General features: G+C 50.8%; 11 protein-coding genes and 3 pseudogenes. 1 reads left to right on the forward strand and 13 read right to left on the reverse strand.

Annotated features, from left to right (window positions below):
• From DWX76_RS14450 to DWX76_RS08945, 5 genes and pseudogenes are all read right to left on the reverse strand, one after another.
• A partial coding sequence (locus tag DWX76_RS14450) for a ParB N-terminal domain-containing protein (RefSeq protein ID WP_243022513.1) occupies positions 1–172 on the reverse strand: 172 nt, incomplete at its 3' end.
• Positions 120–686, reverse strand: a complete 567-nt coding sequence (locus DWX76_RS08930) for a hypothetical protein (protein WP_243022510.1) — start codon at positions 684–686, stop codon at positions 120–122. The genes DWX76_RS08930 and DWX76_RS14450, both read right to left, overlap by 53 nt.
• A gap of 224 nt (positions 687–910) precedes the next feature.
• A pseudogene (gene recG, locus DWX76_RS08935) lies at positions 911–2,966 on the reverse strand (ATP-dependent DNA helicase RecG).
• 278 nt (positions 2,967–3,244) lie between these two features.
• On the reverse strand, positions 3,245–4,939 hold the full coding sequence (locus DWX76_RS08940; protein ID WP_118570511.1) for a DAK2 domain-containing protein: 1,695 nt from the start codon (positions 4,937–4,939) through the stop codon (positions 3,245–3,247).
• A gap of 15 nt (positions 4,940–4,954) precedes the next feature.
• The gene (locus DWX76_RS08945) at positions 4,955–5,311 is read right to left on the reverse strand and encodes an Asp23/Gls24 family envelope stress response protein (RefSeq protein WP_022359718.1); all 357 of its coding nucleotides are present in this window, start codon (positions 5,309–5,311) and stop codon (positions 4,955–4,957) included.
• Between the two features lie 560 nt (positions 5,312–5,871).
• On the opposite strand from DWX76_RS08945, the gene rpmB reads away from it, so the two are divergent.
• Complete coding sequence (gene rpmB, locus DWX76_RS08950) at positions 5,872–6,057, forward strand: 50S ribosomal protein L28 (RefSeq protein WP_003504147.1); 186 nt, start codon at positions 5,872–5,874, stop codon at positions 6,055–6,057.
• A 136-nt stretch (positions 6,058–6,193) separates the two neighbouring features.
• Here rpmB and DWX76_RS08955 read toward each other — a convergent pair whose 3' ends face one another.
• The 8 genes and pseudogenes from DWX76_RS08955 to rseP all read right to left on the reverse strand — a co-directional run bounded on the left by DWX76_RS08955 (position 6,194) and on the right by rseP (position 21,688).
• On the reverse strand, positions 6,194–7,645 hold the full coding sequence (locus DWX76_RS08955) for an AAA family ATPase (RefSeq protein WP_118570512.1): 1,452 nt from the start codon (positions 7,643–7,645) through the stop codon (positions 6,194–6,196).
• A 33-nt stretch (positions 7,646–7,678) separates the two neighbouring features.
• Positions 7,679–10,858 carry an ATP-binding protein gene (locus DWX76_RS08960; RefSeq protein WP_118570513.1) on the reverse strand — a complete coding sequence of 1,060 codons (3,180 nt, stop codon included), beginning with the start codon at positions 10,856–10,858 and terminating at the stop codon, positions 7,679–7,681.
• 188 nt (positions 10,859–11,046) lie between these two features.
• On the reverse strand, positions 11,047–11,607 hold the full coding sequence (locus DWX76_RS08965; RefSeq protein WP_118570514.1) for a DNA-3-methyladenine glycosylase I: 561 nt from the start codon (positions 11,605–11,607) through the stop codon (positions 11,047–11,049).
• Between the two features lie 106 nt (positions 11,608–11,713).
• The gene (gene cls, locus DWX76_RS08970; RefSeq protein WP_412694031.1) at positions 11,714–13,255 is read right to left on the reverse strand and encodes a cardiolipin synthase; all 1,542 of its coding nucleotides are present in this window, start codon (positions 13,253–13,255) and stop codon (positions 11,714–11,716) included.
• A gap of 262 nt (positions 13,256–13,517) precedes the next feature.
• Entirely contained in the window at positions 13,518–14,792 is a 1,275-nt protein-coding gene (locus DWX76_RS08975) for an O-acetylhomoserine aminocarboxypropyltransferase/cysteine synthase family protein (protein ID WP_117795288.1), read from the reverse strand.
• Positions 14,793–14,864: 72 nt separating this feature from the next.
• Positions 14,865–19,390 (reverse strand): annotated as a pseudogene (locus DWX76_RS08980) (PolC-type DNA polymerase III).
• Between the two features lie 4 nt (positions 19,391–19,394).
• A pseudogene (gene ispG, locus DWX76_RS08985) lies at positions 19,395–20,470 on the reverse strand (flavodoxin-dependent (E)-4-hydroxy-3-methylbut-2-enyl-diphosphate synthase).
• Positions 20,471–20,560: 90 nt separating this feature from the next.
• On the reverse strand, positions 20,561–21,688 hold the full coding sequence (gene rseP / locus DWX76_RS08990) for an RIP metalloprotease RseP (protein WP_118570516.1): 1,128 nt from the start codon (positions 21,686–21,688) through the stop codon (positions 20,561–20,563).
• Position 21,689 lies beyond the last annotated feature (1 nt).

The raw sequence follows: 21,689 nt of genomic DNA on the forward strand, positions 1-21,689 counted from the left end.
GGTGGCCGGACACGATCTCATAGCCGCCATCCTCACGGGGACGGACGATAGCGGGCTGGGTCACGCCCTTGTCCTTAACGCTGGACACCATAGCCCGCATTTCTTCATCATCCCGGACTTCAAAGGGATGGTTCTTGAAGGCGTAGAGCTCGTTCAGCTTGATATAGACGATCTGCTCCTTGCCCCGGCGTGGTGCATCCTTCGGCTTTTCGGGTTCCTTCGGAGTGGGAGCAGTCTGCACCGTTGGAGCCGTTTTTTTTCTCCGGTTCCTTTTTGACCGCCTTTTCCGGTTTCTGTACGGGAGCTTTGGGCTTCGGGGCTGCGTCCTTGTCCTTATCTGCTTTCGGGGGACGGCCCCGGCGCTTCGGCTGTTCCGGCTCTTTGGGTTTTTCCTCCGCTTTCTTCGGAGCCTCCGGCTGCTTTTCCGGTTTTTCCGTTTTTGCCGGGACAGGCTTTTCCCCGCTGGGAGCTGCCGCCCGTTCCTCGACTTTCTTTTCCTTCATAATTTCAGCGAAGTTATAGACAGAAACCTGTGGGTTCTTTACCTCCGGTTCCGTCTTTTTTTCCGGCTCCGGGGAAACGGAAACCTTCTCCGGCTCTTTTGGGGGAGCGGGAGGCGTTTCCTTGCCCGGCCCGCTATCCGTTACCGGCTGTTCCGGCATTTTTGTGGTTTTATCATCTGCCATAAGCATTTACCTCCTGTTTTTTTGGCATGAAAAAAGGGGCTCAACTTTTCAGTCAAGCCCCCGTGGGAAGTTCCTCCTTTCTCCGCCATGATACAAAAATACCGCCCGTAGTCTCGTTTGGGCGGTACTTTGTGTAAGATTGGCAGTCCATTATTAAGTTTTTTATTATGTTCCCTTTGTACACCGTTGCAAACTCCAATATAATTTACAATAAATTTTAATTTTTACAAATTCACCTTCTCCCATCCTCTCTCTAAATATCCATTCATCTTCCGTTTCAGCTCCTGATTCTCCTCCGCCTCCAACAGCGGATCTTTATCCATTAATTTCTTCACTTCGTCCGAAACTGCCTTCAATATATCTGCATCTGCAAATATATCCGCTAAATGGAATTCGAGATCACCGCTCTGGCGGACGCCGAAGAGGTCTCCGGGACCGCGCAGTTTTAAGTCTTCGGAGGCGATGTAGAAGCCGTCATTTGACTTATTGAGAATACCCAACCGCTTTCCGGCGTCTTCTTCGCCGGAGGCGTTGACCATGATGCAGTAGGACTGATCTTTTCCTCGACCGACACGGCCGCGGAGCTGATGGAGCTGCGCCAGTCCGAAGCGCTCGGCATTTTCGATCATCATAACGGTGGCATTCGGGACATTGATTCCGACCTCGATGACCGTGGTGGATACCAGCACATGAATCTCATTTGCCGCAAATGCTTCCATGATCGCATTTTTTTCTTTTCCCTTCATCTTTCCGTGCAGATATTCCACCCGGATCGACGGGGACAGGGCGCGGCGCAGCTCTTCGGTATAATCGATGACGTTCTCTGCCTCCAGCATCTCGCTCGGCTCGACCATCGGGCAGATGACGTATGCCTGACGGCCGGCGCGGACTTCATTTTCGATGAAACGGTAGGCATTCGGGCGAAATTCACGGTTCACGACACAGTTCTTGATCGGCTGCCGGTTTGCCGGAAGTTCATCGATGATGGAAATATCAAGATCCCCATATAAAATAATCGCCAACGTCCGCGGGATCGGCGTCGCACTCATGACAAGCACATGCGGCTCGCCGCCTTTTTTGCTCAGCATTTCCCGCTGCGCCACTCCAAAACGGTGCTGTTCATCCGTGATTACCAATGCCAGATTGTCGTACACCACTTTTTCCTGAATCAGCGCGTGGGTTCCAATCACGATATCTGCCTCATGATTTTCAATCGACTCTCTGGCAAGCCGTTTTTCCTTTGCTGTCATCGAACCGGTCAGAAGCACCGGACGATATGTGATTCCCAGCGACGCAAACAATTCGGTCATCGACTCGTAATGCTGGCGCGCCAGTACCTCCGTCGGCACCATCAGCGCCCCCTGATATCCATTTGCCGCCGCCTGCAGCAACGCCAGAATCGCCACAATCGTCTTACCCGAACCAACGTCGCCCTGAATCAATCGGGTCATGATATGCCCGCCGGACAAATCGGCGTACACCTCCCGGATTACCTTTTTCTGTGCCCCGGTCAGAGCATATGGGAGGCGCTCTTCCACCGACGCCATTTCCCCAGAAAACGTAAATGGATATACGCTCTTTTTATCTTCTTTTTTGTCTTTGAGCAGGCGCACTGACATCAGGAACATGAAAAATTCATCAAACACAAGACGTTTCCGGGAAAACATCAGTTCTTCCCGGTTTGCCGGAAAATGGATGTGCTCCAGCGCATAGTTGATTTCCGCCAATCCGTACTTTTCCCGCAGACCAGCCGGCAGATATTCCCGTTCCATCTGGCGCATCGTGAGGGCTTCCGTGACTGCCTTTGCGATCGTCTTATTGCCAAGTCCCTTCGTCTGTCCGTAAACCGGCTGCATAGACGACACGACTTTCGCATACTGTTCCGGGCGGTAGATCTCCGGCTGCTCCATCGTAAGTCTTCCCCGTTTTTTTACCACACGGCCACGGAAAATAAAGCGTTCCCCCGCCTTGAGCGTCCCGCGCAGATAGCATATTGTACCATGCCAGCGCCAGTGTGCCTCCGCTGTCCCGCAATCCAGCCGTCGTAACCTGCAGGCGCGTTCCATACCGCACCACATCCGCCGTTTTTGCCAGGATTCCGCCGACTGCCGCGATCGTATCCTCCTTCAGTTCCGAGATCGGCTGCGGTTCCTTAAACTCATCATAAGCACGCGGATAATAATGGAGCAGTTCTTCCACCGTTTCCACGCCTATTTTTTGAAATAACTTTGCCGTCTTTTCACCGATGCCCTTAACAGCGGTTATATTCTGCTGTTCCATTTATCTCCTCCTGCTTTTCAGAATATTCTCCGGAAAATCAGCCACGCGGACAGTTACCGGACAAAAAATCCGGGAATACATTGGAATGAAAGAGAGGCAGGACGCAGGGATCTCTCCCCTGACCTGCCTCATTTCATACTTATGAATTATTTTGTTTTATACGTCAAATGTTTTATCTGCGCCATCACATAGAAAATTCATTTTCTCGTTATCTGCATTTTCTCAGCCAATAGTGCAGATTCATTTAACGCATTTCAATCACTTTAAACGACCTAAATCTACTCTACCGAAATCATATAATAGTAAATCGGCTGCCCGCCATTCTGGCATTCAAATTCGCAGGATGTAAATTCTTTGCGGGCTTTCTCACAGAATGCCTCTGCGTCCTCTTCCGTGACATCCTCACCATAATAGATCGTCACAAGCTCAGACTCATCATCTACCATCTTACGAAGTGACTCCATCGCGGTCTCCTCGATATTCTTGCCAACTGCCAGCATGCCGCTGTCGCCGATCCCCATGATATCGCCCTCTGCGATCTCCATACCATCGATCGATGTATTGCGGACTGCGTAGGTAATCTGACCGGTCTTAACGTGACTCATCTCCTCGGTCATCTGTTCCATATTTTCTTCCGCCGTCAGATCCGGAGCAAAATTAATCAGCGCCGTGATACCCTGCGGAACCGTCTTGGACGGAACTACATATACCTTGGTATCTTCTGACAGGCTCTTTGCCTGCTCTGCCGCCAGAATAATATTTTTATTGTTCGGCAGAATGTAAACTGTCTCGGCATGGACTTTTTCGATTGCTTCCAGCATATCCTCCGTACTCGGATTCATCGTTTGTCCGCCCTCGATGATATAGTCAGCGCCGATACCCTTGAAAATCTCAGAAAGACCTTCTCCGACCGATACGGCGATAAATCCATATTTCTTGCGTGGTTCTTCCTTCTTCTCTTTGGCTTCCTCTTCTGCCTTCTGCTGTGCCGCCAGACGTTCGGAATCTTTGATCAGTTTCTCCTGATGTTCCTCACGCATATTGTCAATCTTGATGCGGGACAGGGAACCGTAGGTCAGTGCTCTCTGAATCGCCAGACCTGGATCGTTTGTATGAACGTGAATCTTGACAATATCATCATCTGCCACAACTACCAGGGAGTCGCCGATCGTGCTCAGATAATCTTTCAGTTCCTGCTCTGTCGTCTCATCCGCCGGTTTTTCTGCATTGATAATAAATTCCGTACAATAACCAAAACGGATATCCGCTGCCTGCGTGCTTCCGGCGCCTGTTGCTGTTTTTGCCGCTCCATTTCCCGATACAGACGGAGTAACTGCCGCGTCGATATCCACGACTTTTCCTTTTAAGCCCTCAATACAGCCCTTGATAACCTGAATCAGACCCTGTCCGCCAGAATCCACGACTCCTGCCTCTTTCAGAACCGGAAGCATCTCCGGTGTCTGGCTTAAAACATATTCGCCGTACTCCAATACTTTCTCTGAAAATTCAAGTACGTCCTCGGTCTGCGGTGCCAGTTCTGCCGCTTTATCCGCCATTCCCTTGGCAACAGTCAGAATCGTACCTTCCTTCGGCTTCATAACTGCCTTATAAGCTGTCTCCGTCGCACGGTTAAATGCGTCTGAGAGAACACTCGTCGTAATGACATCTACCGTCTTAATCTCTTTCGTAAATCCGCGGAAGAGCTGTGAAAGGATAACGCCGGAATTGCCTCGTGCGCCGCGCAAGGAACCGGAGGAAATCGCTCTTGCTAACGCCTCCATCGTCGGATTTTCAACGGCTGCCACTTCTCTGGCGGCTGACAGAATCGTCATCGTCATGTTCGTACCGGTATCTCCATCTGGAACAGGAAATACGTTCAGCTCATTGATCCATTCCTTGTTGGCCTCCAGGCCCTTTGCTCCAGCCAGAAATGCATTCTTTAACATCCCGGCATCTATATAATTCATGCCCACAGGGTTTGTTCCTCCTTAATCTATCACTCTTACGCCTTCAACATAAATGCTGATTTTCTCAACCTTCATGCCAGTAAACTCTTCTACTTTATATTTTACACTCTCGATCAGGTTGTCCGCAACGGTAGAGATGCTGACCCCGTATGCCACGATTACGTGGAAATCGATGCTGAGTGCATTGTCCTTGATGGCTACGTTGATGCCGTGTGTCAGGCTTTCTCTTTTAAGCAGTCTTACCAGACCATCTTTCATACTGACAGCCGCCATGCCAACGATACCGAAGCATTCTACTGCTGTCGTTCCGGCGTACATTGCAATTACTTCCGGATCGATCTGGATCGAACCCATTTTATTGTCGATGCGTCCTTTCATATTGACAGCCTCCGTTTCTTTACTTGTTTTTGTTTGATTCGAATTTTATGCCATGATTTTTTACGGGCTGGACATGCGGAGCCGGGGCGGCTCCTGTGTCGGCGCGTGGGATGAGTACTTCACGGGCTGGATATGCGGAGCCGGGACGGCTCCTGTGTCGGCGCGTGGGGTGAGTACTTCACGGGCTGGACATGCGGAGCCGAGGCGGCTCCTGTGTCGGCGCGTGGAATGAAATATATGCGTCTCTCTACCCCGTCATGCAGCTCGATTCCGCTTCGCTCCATCTCGCTCACGGGCTTCGCCCTATGGATAAAAATGTCTGAAATACGGCTTATGTGCAAGCACAACACCGTTTTTCAGCCTTTTTTATCCGCATGACTCATGGCTTACGTGTATATTATACACCACCCACGTTAAAAAGGAAATAGAAAATAGACATCTGTCGAAAACTTTTTTTATTTTTTTTGGTTTTTCACTTGCATATTTTCCTATTTTCTGCTATTATACCTTTGTTATGGATTTTAATAGGAAGTCCAATGATCGGTTAAGGAGGTGCTACGATGGCTAAGTGTGCAATCTGCGAGAAAGCTGCTCATTTTGGTAATGCAGTGAGTCATTCACATAGAAGATCTAACAAAATGTGGAAAGCTAACGTTAAGTCTGTTAAGGTTAAAACTAATGGCGGAGCTCAGAAGATGTATGTATGTACTTCTTGCTTAAGATCCGGTTTAGTTGAAAGAGCCTAAATCGAGTTTAACTGGCCTCAGGTGTCTGCCTGAGGCTTTTTTCTTGTCCTTAGCATAATGAACGACAACAAATGTTGGAAATATGCTTTTTGAGCACATTCCAACATTTTATATAAAACCTTTCCTTCAAAACACCTTAAAACAAGTTCAGCAGCGTTCCATACAGCTTCTCATTTCCCATCACCACCAGCGCCAGTTCTTCTTTTGCCTCGCTGAGCTGATAAAAAAGATGTCTCACATCGCGCTCCGTCGAGCGCAGATATCCCATTTCATCATAATAATAGCGCCCATCCAGCCGATGCACCATGCGATCGACTTCTCGCGTATGGCGAGATTGTATTTCTACGGCAGAATCGGATTGCTTTTCCAGTTTTTCCTGCCAATCGGATTCCTGGCACTCATATCCCTGACGGATGTAATCATTCAGCAAATTAGCTGCTTCTGACTCATCGTTGGCATAAACCACCGCGACATGGGGATAGTGCCGCATTCCGCGTCCGTGCGGCAGGTGCATCATATTTTGTATAAAATAGGAAAGTTCTGCATTCGCACGGATCCGATTCGTCAGGTGGAATGTCTGGATTCCCGGCTGCTCCCCCAAGAGCTTTATTGCACCCAGATCCAATTCTTCCGGCGAAATCATATCCTCACAGTTACTGGAAAAAATAACCGGACGCGTTTTGCCGATCTCCAGCAAAATTTCCAATGTATTGGGCGACAGAAGGTGTGCCTCATCTACTAAGATCGCGCTGTATGCTTCAAACCTGATTTCCGCTCCCGTTTGAACACTATCCTCCGCCAGGTACTCCACCCGCCGCAGCCGCTCATGCAGCACCTTCCACTCTTTTCCCGCTTCACCGCAGTGGATCATGCACACCCGCTGCCGCCCGGAGAGTTTCATCGCAATATCATATAAAAGCAGCGTTTTTCCCGTCCCCGGAAGCCCGGTAAACCAGAAATATCCCGTCCGGTCTGCCCGGATTTTCTTTAAAATCTGGCGTTCAATATCCCTCTGCTGGTATGTCAGGAAATATTCTTTCTTTAAGAACCGTCCCGGCTCTGTAAGCGGAGAAATCAGGTACAGCTCCGCCTGAAACAAGTCTTCGATATCGCCTGGATAATCAGCACTCTCCTGCTGCAAATCCCGGCAGAGCTGTTCCCAGTCCGCCTCCACAATGCGGTCATGATTCGTCAGACGCACCAGGCGGTTCTGGCTGCTAATATAAGTGTACGAACGAATCGGCTTTCCCAGCGCTGCCAGATAATACCGGTTCTGTATGAGCTGCTTGCGGATCGCCTCATCCGACACCTGTCCGCTCTTTAATTCAAGGTTTAAAATCTGTTCTTCCTTGATCTGAAGCAGATCAAACTCTTTTCCCAGTCTCGGAATCTGAAAGGAATAGAAAAAACGCAGTGCGTACACCGCCTGTATATGTCTCTCCAACTCCGAAACCAGCGCTTTCATGCTGTCCAGCTCCCATTCCCGTATTTTCAGAAACACATCCCGCCCCGAAAGCTGTCGTTCCAGCTTTTGAAGGTATTCCGTATTCTGATTTCGGGTAATCGTGTAAATAGAGATTGCTTTCATACCACCTGCGTTCCTTTTCGCCCTTTCCAAACTTTATAGATCCCTCTTTTTGCCGCAGCACTCCATGAGCGCCGCTACCACCTTATCCATCTGCAGTGGTTTTGCCAGATGCACATTCATCCCAGCCGCCAGGCACTGCCTGGCATCCTCTTCAAAGGCATTTGCCGTCATGGCAAGAATCGGAATCTGCCTTGCATCCGCCCGTGGAATCGCCCGGATCGCGCGTGTCGCAGCCAGACCATCCATCACCGGCATCATCACATCCATGAGAATCGCATCGAACGTCCCCGGAGGTGCCGCCTCAAAGCAGTCTAATGCCTTCTTCCCGTTCTCCACAATCGTGACATGGGCACCCGCATCGGTCAGAAGTGTCTCCGCGATGTCTGCATTCAACTCATTGTCCTCCGCCAAAAGCAGCTTCAAACCGTGAATATCTCCTGACGGCGCTGCTTCCTTAACCGGAAGCTCCTCCGGCGGCGGTGCAATCTCAAATGGAATTTCCACCACAAACGTCGTTCCAATGCCGACCTCACTCGTCACTTCGATGGTTCCGTGCATCTGTTCAATCAGCCCTTTGACGATCGTCATACCAAGCCCAGTTCCCTGATAAACACTGCGCGCATCATTTTTCTCCTGTACAAACGGATCAAAGATGTGGTCCAGAAATTCCTGGCTCATGCCAACTCCCGTGTCCGAGATCGTCCACCTATAGACGCACCAGCCGTCCCGTACATCCTGCGCCTCCACCCTGGTACTGATTTTTCCGCCCGGATGATTGTATTTGATGCAGTTTCCATAAATATTCAGGAAAATCTGGCGCAGATGGAGCTGGCTGCCATAAATATACGGATACGGAATCTCCGCTTTTCTTTTATCATACTCCCATTGAATGCCCGCATCTACCGCGCGCTCGATGATGATGCTCACGATATCGTGCGTCATCTCTGCCAATGAAATATAATCATGTGCCAGAATGATCTTTCCTTCTTCCAGCTTGCTCATCTGCAGCACATCATTGATGAGGGACAGCAGATGCCCCGCCGCCACCTGCATTTTCCGGTGATTTTCCATCAGCATCTCCTTATCATCAAAATGTGCCTCATCGATTTTCAAAAGCCCGATAATGCCATTGAGCGGTGTCCGGATATCGTGACTCATGCGGCTTAAGAAATCTGTTTTCGCCCGGTTTGCCGTCCGCATTTCATCAAATGCCGCCTGCAGGCGCGCGTGCTCCTGTTCATCCCGCGCGTGCATCTGCGACGTATCCTGCAGAAGAATGATCGCATGAACCACCGGCATCTCACAAGAAAGCTCCGTATCAAACACGATCGTCTGCGTCATCAGAACTGTTTTCTGTACCCAGCAGATCGTGCCATCTTCCTCCTGGATACAGTATTCCACGGAAATATGTTTCTCCCCTGCCTCAAACCGCTTCAACAGCTTAGCCGGATCATCTGCTATGCGATAGCTTCCCAAGGTCTCCTGGGTGACCATCTTCATATATTCACTGCAATAATCACGGTAAGAACACGGCAGCGGATAGTCCATAAATAGCTCCCGGCATTCCTCGTCTTTTCCATTCAAGACAACACTCTTCTCCAGAATATCCTTTGTCAAATTAACTGTATATATCATATCCGACAGATCCAGGAGTGCATCCACATAGCTGTCATTTTCCAGAATCGACTGTTTGAGCTGTTCATAATAAAGCGTCAGCTGTTCCTTCGCATCTGCCCGCCCTTCTGAACTTTTCCGGATCGTCTCAAATGCCAGCAGGAAATGATGCAGCTTTCCTTCCTCATCCCAATCTACCGGGATCAGCGTCAGGCGGCTGTAGAGTCCCTGACCGTTGGTATCATACTGCAATTCGAGTAGATCTCCCTCCGCCTGCAGCTTCCCGGAAAGCTCTGAAACCTGCAGGCTCTGGCGGATGTTGGCGCGGTCAGCACGAGCCACCCGTTCCGCTGCTATCTGCTCCGCCGCACCGGAATAGCTTCCGTCTGACGCCAGAAAGAAATCAGCACTGGCACGGAGTGCCCGGTAGGTATCCATGTGCGCGTCGCAGTAGAGACAATCCGAAAAGTTTCTCCCGAACCGGTTTAAAAGCTTGAGCAGGTGAAAATCCAGCCGTTTTTCCGCTGCCGCTTCCTCACGCTTTACATGGTTTTTGTTGATATACATATTTTTATCGGCAAAATTGAAAAGCTCCCGCATCGTATTGCCCGGAAAATCACTGGCAAGTGCATACCCGACCGCATAGCTGAGCGGCATATCCGGATATCCCCTTGACTCCTCTGTCATCGCCTCCCGCACATGGGCGAGGCATTCCCGCATAGCATCCTCATCCAGACCATGCGTAACGGCAATAAATTCATCGCCGCCGTCCCGCCCTACGAACTGTTCCGCAGGCATGGACGCGCGCAGACAGACGGCGAACCGCCTGATGTAGGCATCCCCCGCCTCATGCCCCATGCTGTTGTTGATTCGGCGGAGATTATTCAGGTCAAAACTGCATACTCCCACATTCTCTGCCGCCGGTTCCGGATCATCCAGCAATTCTTCGCATTTATTCTTATTGGGAAGTCCGGTCGCCTTGTCCAAATACACCTTTTTCTGCAGCGTACGGTTCATCGCCGCAAAGCGCACCGCCTTGATAAATTCATATCCAATCAGAAGCATCAGAACAATAATATCAATCGTGATATATTTTTCAATTACCGTCAGCGAGGATGCCTTCCTCTGGGAATACGCCTCCGCCAGTCCCGTCGCCTCATCACAGATTTCAAAGAACCGCTCGCTCTTATCAATGATCTCTGTATTCTCATAGCCGACTTCTCGGACACGCAGGATTTCATAGTGAAGCGCGGCAAAGTACTCCTCCAACTCCTGCATCTTACTCTGAAACGCCCCGTCATCAAGGCGCACCAGCCCCAGTTCGCCATTGCCATTCCGCAGACCGTCGACGAAGGCCTCAATATCCTGAATCATACCATCCTCCGGCTGACCGGAAATTTCCAATTTAATGATACGCTGTGTCTTTCCGCGCACCAGTCCCGCATAATTGACCACACGCGCCGTTCCCTGAATACTGGAGACAATTCCCATCATCACGATAATCAGTGCCGCCAGCACAACCGCCAGCACGCCGATGCAGATCTGTATTATGTTTGAAGTCTTTTTCTTCTTACTCTTATTCGCATTCTCGGAATCCATCGCTCCGTCCTCCCGTGAAAAAGAATGTGCCTTGGCACATTCTCGCGCCAAGCGCGGTCGCTTGCAACATGTTTCTGCTTCGCGCGAGTGCGCATCCTCGCGGAGCGTTTTTTGTTTCATAGGACATAATTTCCCATGAAACAAAAACCCTGGCACGCTCTTTTCCCTGCACCTGCCATCTTGTTATTTTACATCTTATATTCCAGAAAGCATCCATCCTCATGCGACTCAATCCGCCCGACCGCCTGCAGATACGAATAAATAATCACCGTCCCGGCAAACTTCATCCCGCGCTTTTTGAGATCTGCCGACACTGCATCTGAGAGCGGCGAGCTGACCTTGCCTGTCTCATGAATCACCGTGTCTCCTGTCCAGTGAGTCAGATACGCGTCAAAACTCCCATATTCATTCTGAATTTCCCGGAATATCCGTGCATTCGTGACAGCGGCATGAATTTTCAGCCGGTTATGTACAATTCCCGGGGCGGTCCGGAGTGCTTCCTCCTTCGCCTCGTCGTAACCGCACACCTTGTCCAGGTCAAATTCATCGAACGCGGCGCGGAACGCCTCCCGCTTATTGAGGATGCACTCCCACGAAAGCCCTGCCTGAAAGCATTCAAGGATCAGCATCTCAAAGAGCTTCGCATCATCCCGAACCAGCTTTCCCCACTCCTCGTCGTGATAACGGATATACAATTCATTCTTTGGATTCGCCCAGCGGCAGCGGTGTCTTCCATCGTGCCATTCCATACGTTTATCTCTCCCTGTTCGTCATTTGCTCTCACATTTTTTTCTTATTTATCCTTGTTTTTCATTCAAGAAAACATAAATATGCCATATCTCTCGTTTTGAAGTTCTACATAAGCGGCGCCAGAATCCGCAGTGCCTTCCCCGCAAACCGCCGGATAAACGGATACTTCCGGCAGTTTTCCAGAGTGATCCGCTCGCTCTTTGCAAGTGTTTTCTGGAAATCTTCTTCCACATCCATCACAACCGCATTGCGGAAGAAATAGGACGCGCACTCAAAATGCAGATACAGGCTTCTGAAATCAAGGTTGATCGTTCCGACCACCGCCTTCTCATCGTCGCTCGTAAACATCTTCGCATGGATAAAGCCCGGCGTGTATTCATAGATCTGAACACCAGCCCGCAGAAGCTCCGCGTAGTAGCTGCGCGCCAGCAGGTACGCATATAACTTATCCGGTATATGCGGCATGATAATAATGACCTCCACGCCGCGCTTTGCCGCAAACTTGAGCGCCGCCAGCGTCGTATCGTCGAGAATCAGATACGGAGTCGTGATGTGCACATACCGGCGTGAACGCCCTAAAATATCGAGGTACACCGACTCGCCGACATTTTCCCCGTCGAGCGGGCTGTCCGCATATGGCATCACAAAGCCGCCATAGTCCATGCCCTCCGGCATATGAAATGTCTCCGGACACAGAAAACGGCGATATTCTTCCGCATCCCGTTCCGTCACATCCCAGAGCTGCAAAAACATCATTGTAAAACTGTCTACAGCTTTTCCCTTGAGCATGACCGCCGTGTCCTTCCAATGTCCGAAGCGCACCCGCTGGTTAATATACTCATCTGCCAGGTTCACGCCCCCGGTAAACGCGGTATGACCATCGATCACACAGATTTTCCGGTGATCGCGGTTATTCTGGTAACTCGAGAGAGCCGGACGCACCGGCGCAAAAATCTTGCACTGGATCCCCTTCTCCTGCATCGCTTTCTCATAGCCGTGCGGCAGCGTGAAGAGATTTCCCATGCCGTCATACATAAACCGGACTTCCACGCCCTCGGCGGCCTTCGTCTCTAACACCTGTAAAATCGCATCCCACATCACTCCGTGTTCTACGATAAAATATTCCATAAATATAAAATGTTCCGCTTTTTTGAGTTCTTCCAATAATACTGGAAACATATCATCTCCCAGCGGGAAATAGCGTACCCCCGTATTTTCATACGCCGGGAAACGTCCGTACTGGTTCATATAGCGGACGAGATTGCCGCCGCTGGCGCTGATGCTCTCATAGTGTGCCAGCACCTCCGGATCCTGTAAAAGGTACGGACGCAGTTTTGTCCCAACCTCCTCGATCCGCCGGTTAATGCGGCGCGTGCCCGGCTGCAGCGTCAAAAACAGATAAAACAGCGTTCCAAACACCGGAAATATCAATATCGGCACTACCCAGGACAGCTTGATCGTGCTGTTTCCCTCATCGCTGATAATATAGATCAAAACCAGCGCACTGAGCATCGCAGATCCGCCGTACATATAGATCAGGTACTCTCTAAACCAGTCAAACCCGGCAAAGAGCACAAGAATCTGTATCAGCAGAAACAGCGTTCCCAGCGTGGTACGCCCGAAAATCAGACGCAGCAGTTTTTTCAATTTTTTAAGTATTTTCTCCATTTTCTACCAGTCCATTTCTCTGTCTCATTCATCAGGCACCTGCTGTATCATTGAAAACTACAGTGCCATCTCTCATAGTATGGCAGATTTTTGCAAATAAAACAAGAGGTCAGCCGGAGACTGACACAGATTTATGTGTCATCCCGACTGACCTGCCGTTGTAAGCGCTCATTTTAACAACCGCATTGAAACATCTCACGGATACCCGGCATAAGGCTGTTATATCGCCATTCCTGGCATTTTAGTCCTCCAGCGCCTGACGGATATCCTCGATGATATCATCCACATTCTCAATTCCGACACTCAAACGGATCAGACTTGGATCAACGCCTGCCTCCCTAAGCTGCTCATCGGAGAGCTGACGGTGAGTATGGCTTGCCGGATGCAGAACGCAGGTTCTCGCATCGGCAACATGGGTTACGATGGCTGCCAGTTTCAGTTTATCCATGAACTCGCCAGCTGCCTGACGACCGCCCTTTAAGCCGAAAGAAATAACGCCGCATGTACCGTTCGGCATATATTTCTGCGCCAGTGCATGGTATTTATCATTTTCAAGTCCCGGATAATTCACCCAGGCCACATCTTCACGGCTCTGTAAATACTCGGCGACCTTCTGTGCATTCTCACAGTGGCGCGGCACACGCAGATGCAGTGTCTCCAGACCGATATTCAATAAGAAGGAATTCTGCGGGGACGGGATGGAACCGAGATCACGCATTACCTGTGCGGTTGCCTTGGTGATATAAGCCGCCTTACCGAATTTCTTCGTGTAAATAATGCCGTGGTAAGACTCATCCGGCGTCGTCAGACCCGGGAATTTATCTGCATGTGCCTCCCAGTCAAAGTTGCCACTGTCCACGATGCAGCCGCCGACGGTCATCGCATGTCCATCCATATATTTTGTAGTAGAATGCGTTACAATATCTGCGCCCCACTCGAACGGACGGCAGTTGATCGGAGTTGCAAACGTATTATCTACAATAAATGGAATACCATTTCTGTGTGCAATCCGGGCAAATTTTTCCAGATCCAGCACTACCAGAGCCGGGTTTGCGATCGACTCACCGAAGATACACTTTGTGTTCGGGCGGATCGCCTTCTCGATCTCCTCTTCCGGCGCATCCGGGTCAACTAACGTAACATCGACGCCCATTTTTTTCATCGTAACGACAAACAGGTTTGATGTGCCGCCGTATACGGTTGCCGAGCAGACCAGATGATCGCCCGCGCCACAGATATTAAATACCGCATAAAAGTTTGCCGCCTGTCCGGAGGATGTCAGCATTGCTGCCGCGCCGCCCTCCAGCTCACGGATCTTATCTGCGACTGCATCATTGGTCGGGTTTGCCAGACGGGTATAAAAATATCCGTTTTCCTCCAGATCGAAGAGTCTTCCCATCTGCTCACTGGTTGAATACTTAAAGGTCGTGCTCTGGTAGATCGGCAGAATTCTCGGCTCGCCATTTTTCGGCTGCCATCCGCCCTGGATGCACGTTGTTTCCATTGAACGTTTCATTTTTCTTCTCCTTCATATGTTTATTTTTAAATAATTATATAGTAATTGAGCCCATTTTTTAGTACGGCTCTTTTACATCACCATATCAAACAGCGAAAGCTGATTGCTCTCCGGCAGCCCCGTCAGAATTCCCAGCTCTGCCATCAGATCGCACACCGTCTTCGTAACCTTGGTACGGTTGATAAAGTCCTCTTTCGACAAGAACTTTCCGTCCTCCGCCGCAAAAACAATCGCGTCTGCCGCTTTCTCGCCGAGTCCGTCGATACTGCTTAACGACGGCATCAGCTTTCCGTCTATGATCTGGAAATTGCGGGCTTTTGCCCGGTAAATATCGATCGGCATGAACTCAAATCCGCGCGCGTACATTTCCTGTACGATACGCATATCGCGCAGCGTGTCCTGCTCTTTCTTGGAAAGAGAATCCGACCGGCTCTTGTACTCCGCCAGATGGTACTCCAGCTTATCGCGCCCCTGGCACATCAGCTTGTAGGTAAATCCACTCGCACGGATGCTGAAATATGCCGCATAGTACGCCAGCGGGTAAAATACCTTACAGTACGCCACACGCCACGCCATCATAACGTAAGCCGCCGCGTGCGCCTTCGGGAACATATACTTGATTTTCAGGCAGGAATCGATATACCACTGCGGCACATCGTGAGCTTTCATCTCCTCGATCCACTCCGGTTTCAGTCCTTTTCCTTTTCGGACAGACTCCATGATAGTGAAGGAGAGTCCCTCTTCGAGTCCTTTCTGAATCAGATAAATCATAATATCGTCTCGACAACAGATCGCCGTCTGAATCGTCGCCTGTCCGCTCAGGATAAGGTCTTTCGCGTTTCCTAACCATACATCCGTACCGTGGGACAGACCGGAAATCCGCACCAAATCCGAAAAATATTTCGGTTTGGCATCGATCAACATCTGCATCGCGAAGTCTGTACCAAACTCCGGAATGCCAAGCGCCCCGAGCTTACAGCCGCCGAGATCCTCCGGCGTGACACCGAGCGCCTCCGTGTTCTGGAAGAGACTCATGACCTCCTTCGAATCCAGTGGAATATCCTTAACCGGGTCGAGTCCCGTCAAATCCTGCAGCATACGAATCATGGTCGGATCATCGTGTCCGAGAATATCGAGTTTCAACAAGTTGTGGTCGATCGAGTGGTAATCGAAATGCGTCGTGACGGTACGTGTCGTCATATCGTCCGCCGGGTGCTGCACCGGTGTAAACGTGTCAATCTCCTCTCCGAGGGGCAATACGATGATACCGCCCGGATGCTGTCCGGTGGTACGCCGCACGCCGACGCAGCCGGACACGATGCGCTCAATCTCGCACCGGCGCTTACGGATTCCTTTATCCTCATAATAATGCGCCACAAAACCATACGCTGTCTTATCCGCCAGCGTACCGATCGTCCCCGCACGGAAGGTCTGTCCTTTTCCGAAGATGACCTCCGTATAGCTGTGCGCCCGGCTCTGGTACTCGCCGGAGAAGTTTAAGTCGATATCCGGCTCCTTATCGCCCTTGAATCCCAGGAACGTCTCAAACGGGATGTCGAACCCGTCTTTTTTCAGCGGTTTTCCGCACTTTGGACATATCTTATCCGGCATATCACAGCCCGCCATACCCGAAAACTTCTTTACGTCTTCGGAATCAAAATCGTAATAATGGCAGTTCGGGCAGTAATAATGCGGGCTCAGCGGATTTACCTCCGTGATACCAGACATCGTCGCCGCCAGCGAGGAACCAACGGATCCTCGCGAACCAACCAGATATCCATCCTCATTCGACTTCCAAACCAGCTTCTGCGCGATGATATACATAACGGCGAATCCATTGGAAATGATCGAGTGAAGTTCCCGCTCCAACCGATCGACTACCACCTTCGGCAGCTTATCGCCGTACATATCATGCGCGTGGTTGTAGCAGATGGTACGAAGCGTATCATCCGAATTCGGAATAACCGGCGGACACTTGTCCGGGCGTACCGGTGAAATGCGCTCGCACATCGCCGCAATCTTGCGCGTGTTTGTGATAACGATCTCCTCCGCCTTATCGCTGCCTAAATATTCAAATTCCCCCAGCATTTCCTCGGTGGTCCGCAGATACAATGGTGCCTGATCGTCTGCATCCTTAAAGCCCTTGCTCGCCATGATGATACGACGGTAGACCTCATCCTCCGGATCGAGGAAATGTACGTCGCAGGTCGCGCAGACCAGCTTGTTCCACTGCTCGCCAAGTTCAATCACTTTGCGGTTCAGATCCTGCAGATCCTCCCAGGTGTTGACCGAACTTTTCTCATCCCGCAGCATAAATGCGTTGTTTCCAAGCGGCTGCACTTCCAGATAATCGTAGAAATTCGCTATTTTTCCCAGTTCCTCCTCCGGAACCCCGCGCAGGATCGCCTGAAACAGCTCGCCCGCCTCGCACGCCGATCCAAGAATCAGCCCCTCGCGGTGGCTCGCCAGCAGACTCTTCGGAATCCGCGGACGTTTTGCAAAATACGTCAGGTTTGACTGGGAAATCAGCCGGTACAGATTGATTCGCCCGACATCATTCTTCGCCAGAATAATAATATGGTAGGTCGGCATCTTCCGGATCATTTCCGGCGTCATTTTGCTGAGTTCGTTGAGCTGCGTCAGATTTTCGATATCACGAGCTTTTAACATCTCGATAAACTTGACAAAAATCTCTGCCGTCGCCCCCGCATCATCGACCGCCCGGTGATGGTTTTCGAGGGAAATTTTAAGCTCTTTCGCTACCGTGTCGAGCTTGAAGCGGTTCAGGTTCGGCAGCAGAACACGCGCCAGCGAAACCGTATCGAGAACCGTCGGCTGGAATGTGAGTCCCTGCCGTCTCGCATTTTCTTTGATGAAACTGATATCAAACGACGCGTTGTGCGCGACCATGACCGCACCCTCGCAGAATGCCAAAAATTCCGGCAGAACCTCTTCGATCGTCGGCGCGCTGATTACCATGCCGTCGTTGATGCTTGTCAGCTGTTCAATGTCATAGGGGATTGGCACTTCCGGGTTGACAAATGTGCTGAATTTGTCCACAATCTTTCCATCCGTCACACGCACCGCGCCGATCTCGATGATGCGGTTCTTGATCGGGCTGAAACCGGTCGTCTCGATATCGAATACAACGCAGGTGTGATCTAACGTCTGTCCTTTCTCATTCTCCGCCAGTTCCTTCATATCATCGACGAGATAGCCCTCAACACCATAGAGGATCTTGAAGTTTTCGCCCTTATCAACCGCATGGTTCGCATCCGGAAACGCCTGCACACAGCCGTGGTCGGTGACAGCGATCGCGTCCATGCCCCACTGTTTGGCACGTTTGATGATATCCTTGACCTCGGAAACACCGTCCATATCGCTCATCTTTGTGTGACAGTGAAGCTCCACGCGCTTGACCGGACTGTTGTCCATCCGCTTGCTGGTGAAATCTTCGCATTTCTTGATGCCGGAAACCGAACCGATCGTCAGCTCGCCATCAAATTTATCAATGTTGGCAACACCCTTGATGCGGACAAACTGTCCCGCCTTGGTCGCCGTCTTCAAATCATCCAGCGTATCCTCCCGTGCAAAGATCTTGACGCCGATTGTATCTGTAAAATCCGTTACCGAAAACATAAACAGTGTGTTGCCGCTGCGAAGCTCCCTTAGCTCGCAAGTCAGGATCTTTCCGCGGATGACAACCTGCCCAACCTCGCCTTCCAACTCCTCGATCGGGCTCGCCTCCTCATCGAAATCGCGCCCAAACAGCACATCCGGATTGTCGGATTTCTTCATATAGCCCGAACGGCGGTACTCGCCGCCCTTGCCAGATCCAGCATTTGCGCTGCCTGCCTGGTTTCTGCCTCCTGCCGGATTCCCCCCGGCTTTCAGCTTACCAACCGGTTTTAAAACAGTCTTTCCCTCGTCAAATGGCAGATCGACACCGCCAGAGGCAGGTTCTGCCCCCGATGGTTCCATATACGCCTCATTGGCACCTGCTGCTCCGGCAGCCGCGCCGCTTCCGCCTGCCGTGCCACTCTCGCCTGCCGCCTGCGGCTTCATGTAGATGATCTCCGGCTCAGTATTCTTCTTCTCAACCGGACGGTAGGAAGTCTTCACAACCACCGGCACATTGCAGCGCTCGGTGAAGATTTTCTCCAGAATCCGCACCAGCTCCGGTGCCTTATCGCGCACGATCATCGTGTCCTCTAGCGACAGCTCAGGTATCCTTCTTCTTCAAAATTCATCTCCGCCTTACGGAACATATTATAAAGAAGGATACTGTAATTTTTCAGCTCCATCAAAATGCTGTCCCGGTATACATTCATGAGTTTTTCCGGCGTGTACTGGCTGGACAGATGGTATTTCTCCAAAATCTTGATCGTCACCCGTTTGCCCGGAAACAACTGCTCCTTGATGCCTTTTTCCAGATCGTAGATACTCTGCTTGTGCATCAGGCGCGGGCTGTCGATGTATACGCGGATCACGCTCCGGTCACGGTTCGTCGAGATCTTCTCGATCCCGACCATTTCAAGCAGTCCCCGTACATTTTCCGCAATATGTAAATCTGGAAATACCTCCAGAAATGTTTTCATTCTATCATTCCTTTGCTTTTTTCTCTTCCACCATCCGGTCAAGCTCCGCTTTGAGCGCCGGTAAAAGTTCACTCTCCGGCAGTTTTTTCACAATCTCGCCCTTGCGTATCAGAAGTCCTTCGCCGATACCGCCGGCTACACCGAGATCGGCTTCCTTCGCCTCGCCCGGTCCGTTGACCACGCAGCCCATGACGGCAACCTTGATATCCAGCGGATATCCCTGTACCAGCGTCTCCACCTGGTTTGCCAGACCGATGAGGTCGATCTGCGTGCGTCCGCAGGTCGGACATGAAACAACTTCCACGCCTCCCCGACGAAGGCCCAGCGTCTTCAAAATCAGCTTTGCCGACTTGATCTCCTCCAGCGGGCTGCCTGTCAGGGACACGCGGATCGTATCACCGATTCCCTGACTCAAAATCAGTCCCAGACCGACCGCTGACTTGATATTGCCCGCAATCACAGTTCCCGCCTCTGTGATACCGACATGCAGCGGATAATGAGTCTTTTTTGCAATTAGTTCATGTGCTTTTACACACATCATAACATCCGAAGATTTGATGCTGATAACCAGATTGTCATAACCCATCTGCTCAATCAGGCAACCTTATCCAGCGCACTCTCAACGAGTCCTTCCGCTGTCACGCCGCCATATTTCTCTACCAATGGCTTTTCCAAAGAACCGCTGTTGACGCCGACACGAATCGGCACGCCATACTCTTTTGCCTTGTCAACCACCGCCTGGATCCGCTCTCTGGAACCGATATTTCCCGGATTGATACGGATTTTGTCCGCGCCGCACTCGATCGCCGCGATCGCGAGACGATAGTCAAAATGAATATCCGCCACCAATGGAATATGTATCTGGCGTTTAATCTCCGTCAGGGCAGCAGCCGCCTCCATTGTCGGCACTGCCACACGGATAATATCGCAGCCCGCGTGCTCCAGCGCCAGAATCTGCTCGACGGTCGCCTTCACATCCTCTGTTTTCGTATTACACATCGACTGGATCAGAATCGGATTGCCGCCGCCGATCTGTCGTTTTCCAATCTGCACCACTTTCGTCTCGTCCCGGTATCCCATATCGTTCCTCCCAAACCATTCTTCTCCGACACAAAATTTCCGGCCTTTTTCGAGCGAATCTTTCATGCCTTTGAATCAAATGAATTATCATTACAATAAATTTCTAATATCATTAAACAATACAAATAACATCAGCGTCATCAACGCCGCCATGCCCGCCATATGGACCATGCCCTCTTTTTCCGGATCAACCGGCTTGCCGCGCAGCATCTCCAGAATGATAAATACAAGCCGTCCGCCGTCCAGCGCCGGAACCGGAAGCAGGTTCATGACACCCAGATTGGCGCTGAGCAGAATACACATATTGGCCAGATTGACAAGCACAATCATAAGTCCGTAGCTCTGGCTCTCCTTGACCGTCGTGCCGATCATCGACACAATCCGCACCGGACCCGCGATATCGTTCGAGCTGACCTGCCGCTTCAGAATCATGCCAAGGCTGCTGAACGTCACACGGATCCAATAGCGCACTTCATAGAAGCTATACTGCGCCGTCTGAATCACGGACGCCGGTTTCTGGTAAACACCACCGCTGATTCCAATAAGATAGCGTCCCGCTTCCTCAGAATAGCGCGGAACCATCTGCGTCGTGTAGGATTTCCCATCCCGCACATACTCCACCGTGACACTCTTTCCCGGATGAAACTGCAGATACGTCTGCACATCGCGGTACAGATAGGTGCGCGTACCATTTAAGCGCTCGATCGTATCGCCCGCCTGCAGCCCCGCCTCCTGTGCCGGATAGCCGTCCTCAACACTGACAACCGACGCCGCATCAAATCCCACACAGCTGATCACGAAAAAGGCACAAAACCATGCCAGAATGAAGTTGAATACAGGTCCTGCCACCACGACTTTAAAACGTGTCCAGGCAGAAACCGCATTAAAATAAGTCCCCGTTGCGCCCGGAGGCAACAGGAGCCGATCCGTTTTTCCATCTGTCAGACTCTGGTTCTGATCGCAGGAACTCCCTTTTTCCATCTCACCCGGCGCATCATATCCTTCATCTTCCCCCAGCATCATACAAGAACCGCCAAACGGAAGCAGCTTCAGCGAGTACCGCGTCCCGCCTTTCACAAAACTGAAAAGTCTAGGACCCATGCCGAGCGAAAACTCAACGACGCAGATTCCGCCCCGTTTTGCCAATAAAAAATGTCCAAATTCGTGAAACAGCACGATCAGGCTGAATACAATCAGTGCCGCCAGCAAACTTACCAAT

Source organism: Clostridium sp. AF21-20LB (assembly GCF_003478795.1).
Classification (GTDB): Bacteria; Bacillota; Clostridia; order Lachnospirales; family Lachnospiraceae; genus Otoolea; species Otoolea fessa.